Source organism: Psychroserpens sp., assembly GCF_045105015.1.
Lineage (GTDB): Bacteria > Bacteroidota > Bacteroidia > Flavobacteriales > Flavobacteriaceae > Psychroserpens.
Genome location: NZ_JBGCCX010000061.1, coordinates 1 through 4,818, shown reverse-complemented (window position 1 = coordinate 4,818; position 4,818 = coordinate 1). Strand labels below are relative to the sequence as shown.

Genomic DNA, 4,818 nt, shown 5'->3' with positions numbered 1-4,818 from the left:
CTAGTAATTGTTTGTGTGTTACCACAAGCATCCACAGCACTATCAGTAAAAGAAACAGTTACATTACCACATGTATCAGTAGCTGTAGCATTTCCAGTAGCCGTAGGATCAATACTATCAGTACATTCAACCGTTGCGTTACTAGGAATATTAAGTGTTGGAGCAGTAGTGTCTTCAACAGTAATTGTTTGCGTATCAGAAACAGAATTACCACACTCATCAGTAGCTGTCCAAGTTCTAGTAATTGTTTGTGTATTACCACAAGCATCCACAGCACTATCAGTAAAAGTTACAGTTGCGTTACCACAAGTATCAGTAGCTGTAGCATTTCCAGTAGCAGTAGGATCAATATTATCAGTACATTCAACCGTTGCGTTACTAGGAATATTAAGTGTTGGAGCAGTAGTGTCTTCAACAGTAATTGTTTGCGTATCAGAAACAGAATTACCACATTGATCAGTAGCTGTCCAAGTTCTAGTAATTGTTTCAGTATTTCCACAACCAACAACACTACTATCAGTGTAAGTTACTGTAACATCACCACAATTGTCTATAGCTGTAGCTGTTCCAGTATTTGGAGGATTTGTATCTTCAGTACACTCTCTATTTTTATTAGGAGGTATTGTTAAAGTTGGAGCAGTAGTGTCTTCAACAGTAATTGTTTGCGTATCAGAAACCGAATTACCACACTCATCTGTAGCTGTCCAAGTTCTAGTAATAACTTTTGAATCTGCACAATTATTCACAGTTGCATCTTCATAAGTAATAGTGACATTACTACATGTATCTGAAGCAGTTGCTTCGCCTGTAGCAGAAGGAGATGAGTTTCCACTTTGTGAACATTCCATAGTAATGTTGTTAGGAATGTTTAAAGTAGGCGGAGTTGAATCTACAAGAGTAATTGTTTGTGTATCAGATGTCGTTTTACCACAAGCATCAGTTACAGTAAATACTCTTTCGACAACTGTTGTACAGCCAGAAGAGATCACTTCATCTATATAAGTGATTATCTGTAAGCTTGTATCATCACTTGCATTATAATTTGAATTAGTATTAAAAACACTCAATACATTTCCAGATATTATATTGCTGTAAGGAAAAATACTATTATTTGATGTAATATCTGAAGCATCACAGCCTTCTAATGAAATGTTATTAGGTAAAGATATTTCAGGGTCTTCAGTATCAATAGCATTTATCGTTCTTTGTATATCAATTGTACAGTCATTGGCATCAGATACCGTTACTGAATAAGTTCCTGGTCCTACATTACTTAAATCTTGATCAGTACTTCCATTAGACCATAAATACGTATATGGTAAAGCGCCACCATTTACTGTAATGTCAATAATTCCGTTAGTATCATTAGGACAATTAACATTTGAAGCTGTTGCTTCAATTTCAAGGTTACTTAAAATAATTGGTTGCGGATATACATTTGTACATTTTGTAAAATCATTTATAATATTAAGATTATAGGAGCCAGCAGAAACATTCGGAAAAATAGGCGAACTCTGATAGGGTTGTCCATTTAATGAATAATTATATTGTGAACCAATAGGGCTTGTGACTGTTATTACGAAATTATCATTAAAATCACATGCAATATCAATCTCTGGAACTTCAGGAAGTGGATTATAATTCAAATTAACTACAGCAGTATCACATACATTTGCATTTGGTGCAGGAAGACAAACTTGATATTCGAAATTTACACCTCCAACATAACCTGGTGTAGGTGTATATTCATAAGAACCATCAGGATTAAAGGTAAAAGATTGTCCTGCAGGAGTAGGTCCAGATAAGAGCGTAAATGTTGAATTATCAGGTACATTATCAGTTTGAGCTAAATCCCCTGAGAACGAATTATCTATACAATTAATATTAGTTTGACCAACTGCATATTTCTGCATAATGAAAAACTTTCCATCTCCATCATCTCGTGTTGCAGATACAAATTCGATTTTAGTAATTTTTGAACCTGTAGGCGCTATTTCATTTAAATAAAATAATGCAACACCAATAGTTTGACCACTATCATTACAACGACCAGATTTCCAAAAATCTGAGTTATTATTAGGAACTCCATAAGTACAACCTGTATAGTTACCTGAGTTTCTTACAAAAGTCTGACCTAATTTTTGTTCGATACCTCCTCCTGCTGGAATACCCCAGATTTCAATATAAAAACAATTATTTGCACCTCTTTCAGTTACTGCTAAAACACCATCTGAGTTTGAAGGTATTGCAGGGTTGTAAAAAATGGTTTGCTTTTGAGCGTCAGTATTTTCTATAGTAGCAGAATCAGAATTACAAATGTCTCTACCATTTCCGTTAGAAGTATAGTAGTGGTTTAAGTTTTTTGATCTAAAGGCATCTCGTGCTCTTAAAACCCAATCTGCTTCATTACTACTATCTCCACCGACAAAAGCTCCGTTTTGCATGATTCTATTTATAGCATGACGTTGCGCAAGTGTGTTAGGACCATTTCCTGGACCAGGACCTAAACGTGTAAGTTCATAGTCAGTAGGTACAACGAATGTATTGTAGATATCACTAAAAATCGTAATTGATTCTATTGTAGCAGGATCATCAATAGTCGGTTGAGTTGCTTCTAACCACTGAAAGGTAACATCATTAATATTACCTTGTATTGAAGGCGCTTGCATTTGTGAGTATGAATTACTACTAATAAATAATATCAATAATAATATAGTATAAAAAAGGTTTGTCTTTCGTGATAAAACAAAAGATGAGCTAATCCTATTAGCACAATTATACTGTTGAGACAATTGAGTAAAGTTTTTCATAAACTCTATAGTTAATTTTTTATATTTTAATTTTTTCTGCATTTACTTCAGACATCAATTATAATGACTCATGTAAATCACTACATTTTAGCTTTTCACTTCTTAAACGTAACGGTTTGAAATTTAATTCAAATTTTATATTCGCTTAGCGATGTTTAAAATATTGCTATACAAGAGATTCAATTAAGCTTATAAAACTTAACCAAATGACTAATATATTTTGAGGGGAGGTCGATGGTACGAAATACCACGAAAATGGATTTATTAATGTATTTTTGATTTGGGGTCATTACACTTTATATTAATTAAACAAAACAAACAATAACCAAACTGGTTAGCAAATTTAAATGTTAAAGGGACGAAAATAATCGTTAAAACGGAATTATGCAACATTTTATCGATAAAATATTACACTTCGTCGAACAATTATGAAACAATTAGTACTAATTAGACATGCAAAGTCATCATGGAAATATGATGTTAATGATGCTGAAAGACCACTAAAAAAGAGGGGTTTTAGAGATGCAACATTAGTTTCCGAATCGTTTAAAAGCTCTTCTTTTTTACCTGAAATTATTTTTTCAAGTTTTGCTAATAGAGCCCTAACTACGTGTAGGATTTTTATGAAAAACCTAAATTATGATGAAGAAATTCTTCATATTAAAGATGAATTATATGATTTTGGAGGTCAAAATGTGATAAAATTTATAACTCAAATCGATGATTGTTATAAAAAGGTTATGATTTTTGGACATAATCATGCGTTCACATCAATTTGCAATATATTTGGCAACCAATTTATTGATAACTTACCAACAAGTGGTTTAGTTATTATAAATTTTGATGTCTATTCCTGGCAACATATAAAAAACGGAACAACAGAACTTACAATTTTTCCAAGAGATCTAAAATAATGGTAAAAGAAAAAAATAGGTACATTAATCGCGAACTCAGTTGGCTCCAATTTAATGAACGTGTATTACAAGAAGCAGAAGACGAAAGTGTGCCACTTATTGAACGATTAAGATTTTTAGGTATATTTTCAAATAACCTAGATGAATTTTTTAAAGTACGTTATGCTACGGTTAAACGTATAGATGAAGCTGGTAAAGGAGGTAAAAGTGAACTTGGAGGCGTGAAAGCTGGTGAACTCTTAGAAATTATAACTGATATCGTTATAAAACAACAAAGTTATAGCTTAGAAATTCTAAACAAAATTCAAAAAACACTAAAAGAAGAGAATATTCATATTATTAATGAAACACAAATTGATGAGTCTCAGCATAATTTTATTAAAGAGTATTTTTTACAAAATGTAAGTCCTGCATTAGTCACCATAATTTTAAATGATTTGGTCAAGCTTCCTATATTGAAGGATAGTGCTGCATACTTAGCTGTAAAAATGGTATTAGATACTGATGAAAAACAATACGCTCTAATCGAAATACCAAAAGCAATTGATCGATTTGTAGTTTTACCAAAAAAAGGTGACGATCATTACATTATTATATTAGATGATTTACTCAGGTATTGTTTGGATGATATCTTCAATATATTTGAATATAAATCTATTTCGGCCAATATGATTAAGATTACCAGAGATGGTGAGCTTGATTTTGACAGTGATTTGAGTAAGAGTTTCATTGAGAAAATTTCTGACAGTGTAAAAGATAGACAGATAGGTGATCCTGTGAGGTTTGTTTATGACAAGACTATAGATGAAGAAACTCTAGAGTATTTAATGTCAAAAATGGGTATCGATTCTAAAGATAGTGTTATTCCGGGTGGTCGTTACCACAATAGAAGAGATTACATGGGTTTTCCAAGTTTAGGAAGAACAGATTTGTTATATGAAAAAATTCAACCTTTACAGATTAAAGGAGTGAGCCTTCAGAATAGTATTTTTTCAACCATATCACAGAAAGATTACTTACTTCATACACCATATCAAACCTTTTCGTATGTTGTTAAATTTCTACGAGAAGCTGCATTAGACCCTAAAGTTAAG

2 protein-coding genes and 1 pseudogene are annotated in these 4,818 nt (G+C 32.3%); 2 read left to right on the top strand and 1 reads right to left on the bottom strand.

Features of this window, described 5'->3' with window-relative positions; all coding sequences use genetic code 11:
• Nucleotides 1–2,810, bottom strand: a 2,810-nt coding sequence (locus AB8B90_RS04990; RefSeq protein ID WP_405334281.1) for an Ig-like domain-containing protein, incomplete at its 3' end; no start/stop codon positions are given.
• 428 nt (nt 2,811–3,238) lie between these two features.
• Here AB8B90_RS04990 and AB8B90_RS04985 point away from each other — a divergent pair.
• Together AB8B90_RS04985 and AB8B90_RS04980 are read left to right on the top strand one after the other, a co-directional pair.
• Entirely contained in the window at nt 3,239–3,724 is a 486-nt protein-coding gene (locus AB8B90_RS04985) for a SixA phosphatase family protein (protein ID WP_405334279.1), read from the top strand.
• Nucleotides 3,724–4,818, top strand: a pseudogene (locus AB8B90_RS04980) (polyphosphate kinase 1); the annotation flags it as partial. The gene AB8B90_RS04985 and the pseudogene AB8B90_RS04980, both read left to right, overlap by 1 nt.